Genomic DNA, 5394 nt, shown 5'->3' on the forward strand with positions numbered 1-5394 from the left:
CAAACAATCTTTTGGCGCCTGCGGTCCCCCTCTTGCTCGGCGCGCCGAAATATCTTGCCGGCGATTTGACGCTCGGAGATCTGATGCAGGCCGCCGCAGCCTTTTTGCAGGTGCAGCTTTCCCTCAACTGGCTCGCCGACAACGCCCTGAGCATCGCAAACTGGTCGGCGTCGGCGCGGCGCGTCGCGGCGCTTGATGTGGCGATTGACTCGCCACTGGGCGCATAGCGCGCGGCGTTTGCAGGAGGCGCGTGGCGGCGATGGCGAAGACGTTTGAACAAGCGCTTTCCGCGCTTCTGCCCGAGCGCGACCGCGCCATATTATGGTCGCTTCGATCTTTTCGACGTCGCCGCGGTCTCGGCCGAAGTGGCGGCGACCGCCATATCTTGTTCCATGCCGACCGGCGCGACCGCATCGGGCGCAACCGTGGGTGCGGGCCTTAAGAATGGGTTGGAGCGCATGGACGCCTGGCGCGGCGGCGAACGTACGATCTCCACGACCTTAAAAACGGCGGCGCATTTGGGGCAGAGAATCGGCGTGCGGGCGAGGTCGAAAAAAGGCGTGTTGCAACTGAGGCATCGGCGTTTTTCGCCGAGTTCCGCTTTGGCCATTGACGTTGATCCTTTCAGAGCCCTGCAGAGCACGCAAAGCTTTCGGTTAAATCGAAGCCTCGCGCCGCCGCCGCGGACGAAGTCCTGCGGCGCCGGTCTTCACGCGCTGCTCAGCGCTATGAACAGCGTCGATTTTGAAGAAGCAGCGATATAGAGAAGTCAGGCCCGCTGACGCGCCCGCGTTTGCCGAAATCGTTCGGCGAAGCCACCCTTTAATATGAGCGCTTAGGGCACGGATTACAAGGCGAAATCCGGGATTTTCCGAGAGAGAAGGCGGAAGCCGCGCCGGGCGCAATATTCACGACATGCGGTGACCAGGAGGAATCATGAGCCGGCTTCGCTTGCACGGGGAAAGTCATCTCGTCCAGCGCATCGGATGGCTGAGGGCGGCGGTGCTCGGCGCCAATGACGGCATCGTCTCGACCGCGAGCCTCATCGTCGGCGTCGCCGCTGCGGCAGCGACGCGCGAGGATGTGCTGATCGCCGGCGCCGCCGGATTGGTCGCCGGCGCCATGTCGATGGCGGCGGGCGAATATGTTTCGGTCAGCTCTCAAGCCGACGCCGAACGGGCCGACCTCGCGCGCGAACACAAGGAACTGAGCGATCATGCGGAAAGCGAAAGGGAAGAGCTTGCGCAAATCTATGTCGAACGCGGCGTAGACCTCGACCTCGCGCGGCAGGTCGCCGCGCAACTGATGGAGAAGGACGCGCTGAGCGCCCACGCGCGCGACGAACTGGGAATTTCGGAAATCGTCGCAGCAAGGCCGGCGCAGGCGGCGTTGACGTCGGCCCTGACGTTCGCCGCCGGCGCCGCTTTGCCTCTTCTCGCCATATGGATTTCGCCGCGAGATTCGATCGTCCCCGTCGTCTCGGCCGCGTCTTTAGGATTTCTCGCGCTTCTCGGCGCAATCGGCGCAAGAGCCGGTGGCGCCGCAATTCTTCGCGCCACGGCGCGGGTGATGGTCTGGGGCGCGCTGGCACTGGCGCTAACGGCGAGCGTCGGCAAGATTTTCGGCATGGCCGTTTGACGCGCGCGAAGGAAAAAGGCCCACATACGACCACTGCAGGCTTGGATTTCAAAATGGAGCAACAGATGATTCGCTTGGCGTTTGTCGCGATGCTTAGCATTGCGTTGATGGCGGTCGGCGCCGCCCGTGCGGAGGAGCGGGCGCTCGCCGAAGCCGTGACCGAAATCGCCAGGTCGACCAAAACCGCCACCGGGCAGCCGATCGCTCTGCCGCAGGGTCCCCTTGAGGTCGTGGCTTCGATTTACGCTTTGGCGCCCGGCGTCAAGCTGCCGGAGCACAAGCATCCTTATCAGCGCTTTGCTTATGTTCTTGAAGGCGAGCTGAAGCTCCAACAAGCGGATTTGCCGCCGCGGCTCTACCGCGCCGGCGACTTCATCGTCGAAAGCGTCGATGGTTGGCATTTCGGCGCGACAGCCGGGAACGTTCCGGTCAGATTGCTGGTCATCGATCAAGCGCCGCCCGGCGGCGTCATCACCATCAATCGGCCCTAGATCACGCTGCATTCGGGCGAATGCGCCCGGCGCGATCTACCGCAGTTTGATCGTCAGATCGGTGCCGACGGCTCCGGTCTCGCTGCTGACCGGCTGGTCCGAGATAATGAGCGAAGCGCCCGTCCAAAGCCGCTCGCCGATACGGTCGCGAACCTCCTTTGGAATGTCGACGCGCTCTAGCGCCTCGGTGGGGCTCGCGACGGTCCGCAGCGTCCAAGACATGCCGGTATCGGCGGAGGCGGTCTTTCTGCCTGCGCTTGGCTCGTCGCCCAAGCGGACCGGCATCGAGACGACTTGCCATTTGAGCGATCTCCCGTCTTCGCCGGCCGCCGTCGCCACATAAAGATGCGATCCGAGCGGCGCATTCGGGTCCCTTATGTCGATCGGCGCGTCGAACAGCGGCGCCAGTCCCTGGCGCACATAGATGCGCCGTTCCTTCTTGCTGATCAGCATCGAAATGGGCGCCGCGCGCCGCTCGGCTTCCCTTTGAGCGATGACCGCCGCCGCCGCTGCCGTTCTCGCGTCGTTCAGGCGTCGATCGGCGTCGGCGAACGCCGAATCCATGGCGGCCGAGGCCGTTCTCGCCTGTTCGAGTCTCGCCATCGCCTCGGCAAGAACCGAGTCGGCGTTCGTCTTCGCCAATAGCGCCGCGTCCTGTGCGAGTAGAGCCTTTCCATAGGCTCTCGTCAGGCCGTCGGCTTTGGCCCTGGCCGGCGCGTCGCCCGCCGAAGCGCTGCGCTCCGCCGTCTCGGCGGCCTCGTGCTGGCTGGCGGCCAACGCTGCCGCGGCGTCATATGTCGCAGCGGCCGCGTTCGCTTTCGTTTGCGCCCATGCTTGGGTCGCCCCGGCGGCGTTGAGCTCGGCCGCGGCCCGCGCCGCCTCTTTCTGCTTTATTCCCACTTCGATGGTCAGAGCCTTGACCGCCTTGGCGCCTGCGGCGGCTTCGGCGGCCGCCTTGGCCTTGAGGCGCTGAGCATATTGCTGCGGATTGATCGTAGGCTGTTCGGCGACGGCGCTCGCGGGAGCGGCGGGCGAAGGCTCCGCTTTGTCGGATACGGCGCTGGCGGGCGCGCCGGGCGAAGGCTCCGCTTTGTCAGCGACGGCTTCGACTTTCGGCTGTTCCGCGCGCTGCTTCGAAACGTCGGAAGCAGCATCTGCGCCGACCGACGGCTCCTGCCGCGGAACAGCGGCGGGTTCTGCGTTGGCGGAGGGCACCGGCGCGGCGGCCCCGACCTTCGACTGCTCCGCCTCGGGTTTCGGCTTTGCGGCGGGCGCCTCGGCGGCGGCAAGGGACGGTTGCTGCGGGTCAGCAGCTGGCGTGGCCTTCGCGGAGGCGGCGGCTTCGTCGCCAGCGTTGGCTTCGGGCTTCCCTTCCGGCCGCTGCGGCGCGACTGGCGTTTGACTCGCCGCAACGGGCTGAGACTGGCGAGGCTCTGCGCCCAGATCGCCCTTATCGGCTTCAGCGGACGTCCGCATTTTTGCCTGGGGCAGCAGCGCATGGTCAAATGCGACGGGGGCCAGATCATGCGGCGAGATGATGACTCGCTCGCCGATCCTGGTCATCCCCCAGAGCTTGGCGGCGAATGCGGCAGGCAGCCGAATGCAACCATGCGAGGCCGGATGCCCCGGCACCACGCCGAGATGCATCGCGATTCCCGACCAGGTGATCCTCTGCATGAACGGCATCGGCGCGCTGGAATAAATATTGGATCGATGGAATCGTTCGCGGCCGATGATGCTGAAAATGCCTTTGGGCGTCGGATGTCCAGGGATCCCTGTCGAGATCGCCGAGCGGACGACGAGGCCGCGGTGATTGTAAATCGACACATGCTGATCGGCGATCGAGGCGATGAGGAACAGCGGTCGCTCGAGTTGAGGAGCCTCGGCCTTGGCCTCGCGCGCTGGCGTTGCGCCGGTCTTGTCGGCCGTCGGCAGGGAGGCTTTTTTTCCTCCAATATGGCGTTGCGGTCGGGCGACGCGACTGCGCTCGCGCGCCGGCTCTACGCGACGCGGGCTTTCGCCGCCCCAAAAAAAGAAGCCCTGCGCCATGGCCGGCGTGCGCCAAGCGCCAAGCGCCGCGATGGAGCCTGCGGCCAGAGCCACCGTCGAAAAAAACCGGGCGCGAGAACGCGTTGGCAAGCGCATATTCCGCTCCAAACTTCGATTGACCGCATTCGGTCCAAGATGAGTTTCTTATTTAATAGATAATGAATGGCTAATGCGAGGCAGGATTAATCGGTCAAGACCCAGCTTTCGGCTTGAACGCCGAAGCGTTAAGGCCTCGCTTGAACTCGCCGATCGGTCAGAGCCGGCCCGGCCTGCCGATTGATCATCTCTTTGAAAAGCTGATGTTCCCTCATGAAGTCAGGCGATTCAGGATGCGCTGACGCGCGAAAAACGCTGGCACTATGTATCTGATTCTCTCCTTTTTGAATATCTGCGCATCAAGCCGTTTCGTTTCGGTCGATGTCGCATTTGCCGCCAATAGGCGCGTTACTGTGACGAAGACGAATCACGATCGTTGCAGCGTCTCGGCGAGAAATCTCGCGATTGCCGCGAAGGCGGCGTCGACTTCGCTCAACAGGCCCGGAAAGAAATAGAAACCGTGCGGCATGGCGCCTCCGATAAAATGTTCGACCGTCACGCCCGCCGCCATCAATTTCTCGGCAAAGGCGCGATTGTCGTCGACAAGCGGATCGGCCCCGCCGCTGACGAGCAAAGTTCGCGGATAGCCGTTCAAATCGCCGAGCGCCGGGCTTGCCCAGGGATGGCGCCATTGCTGCATCTTCGTAAGATAGGCGGCGCGCGCAAACGCCATGAAGGGCGCGTCGATCACGACGCCGGTCGGAGCCAAACGCTCAAAAGACGGAAATTGTTCGAAGCAGAAATCCGTGACCGGGCATAACAGTGCGGCCGCAAGAATGGCCAGTCGCTCGTCGCGCGCTCTGATTGGCAGCGCCGCAGCGAGATTTCCTCCGGCGGAATCGCCGCAGACCAATATGCGCGATGGGTCGCCGCCGATCTCGGGGCCCGCCTCGCGCATCCAGCGGAGAACCGCCATGCAATCGTCGAGGCCGGCGGGAAACGGCCATTCGGGCGCCCAACGATAATTGACGCTGACGACGACGACATTGTTTTCGGCGGCGATGCGGCTGGTGACAAACGCCGTATCTTCCGATCGTCCGACGACAAAGCCGCCGCCATGGACGTAGAGCATCAGCGGCATCGGACTTTCGCCGGGTGGCGTGAAACATTCGCAGCGGAT

The 5394-nt window shown here is 63.9% G+C and carries 5 protein-coding genes and 1 pseudogene; 3 read left to right on the forward strand and 3 right to left on the reverse strand.

Features of this window, described 5'->3' with window-relative positions; genetic code table 11:
- Positions 1 to 227 (forward strand): annotated as a pseudogene (locus QZ964_RS16040) (ABC transporter ATP-binding protein/permease); the annotation flags it as partial.
- Positions 228 to 319: 92 nt separating this feature from the next.
- Here QZ964_RS16040 and QZ964_RS16045 read toward each other — a convergent pair.
- Complete coding sequence (locus tag QZ964_RS16045; protein WP_292532713.1) at positions 320 to 610, reverse strand: TIGR02300 family protein; 291 nt, start codon at positions 608 to 610, stop codon at positions 320 to 322.
- Between the two features lie 326 nt (positions 611 to 936).
- Here QZ964_RS16045 and QZ964_RS16050 point away from each other — a divergent pair, with 326 nt between their 5' ends.
- Together QZ964_RS16050 and QZ964_RS16055 are read left to right on the forward strand one after the other, a co-directional pair.
- On the forward strand, positions 937 to 1638 hold the full coding sequence (locus QZ964_RS16050; protein WP_292532715.1) for a VIT family protein: 702 nt from the start codon (positions 937 to 939) through the stop codon (positions 1636 to 1638).
- A gap of 65 nt (positions 1639 to 1703) precedes the next feature.
- Entirely contained in the window at positions 1704 to 2129 is a 426-nt protein-coding gene (locus QZ964_RS16055) for a cupin domain-containing protein (RefSeq protein WP_292532717.1), read from the forward strand.
- A 36-nt stretch (positions 2130 to 2165) separates the two neighbouring features.
- Here the strand turns inward: QZ964_RS16055 and QZ964_RS16060 are convergent, their stop codons facing one another.
- Positions 2166 to 4274, reverse strand: a complete 2109-nt coding sequence (locus QZ964_RS16060; protein WP_292532719.1) for a L,D-transpeptidase family protein — start codon at positions 4272 to 4274, stop codon at positions 2166 to 2168.
- A gap of 367 nt (positions 4275 to 4641) precedes the next feature.
- On the reverse strand, positions 4642 to 5394 hold a 753-nt coding region (locus QZ964_RS16065), incomplete at its 5' end, for an alpha/beta hydrolase (RefSeq protein ID WP_292532720.1).

Origin of the sequence: Methylocystis sp. (assembly GCF_021731785.1) — a bacterium.
In the GTDB taxonomy this organism is placed as follows: domain Bacteria; phylum Pseudomonadota; class Alphaproteobacteria; order Rhizobiales; family Beijerinckiaceae; genus Methylocystis.

Bases quoted from the DNA above. Each gene is read 5' to 3' on its own strand.
- QZ964_RS16045 (WP_292532713.1), bottom strand. From the start codon at position 610: ATGGCCAAAGCGGAACTCGGCGAAAAACGCCGATGCCTCAGTTGCAAC.
- QZ964_RS16050 (WP_292532715.1), top strand. From the start codon at position 937: ATGAGCCGGCTTCGCTTGCACGGGGAAAGTCATCTCGTCCAGCGCATC.
- QZ964_RS16055 (WP_292532717.1), top strand. From the start codon at position 1,704: ATGATTCGCTTGGCGTTTGTCGCGATGCTTAGCATTGCGTTGATGGCG.
- QZ964_RS16060 (WP_292532719.1), bottom strand. From the start codon at position 4,274: ATGCGCTTGCCAACGCGTTCTCGCGCCCGGTTTTTTTCGACGGTGGCT.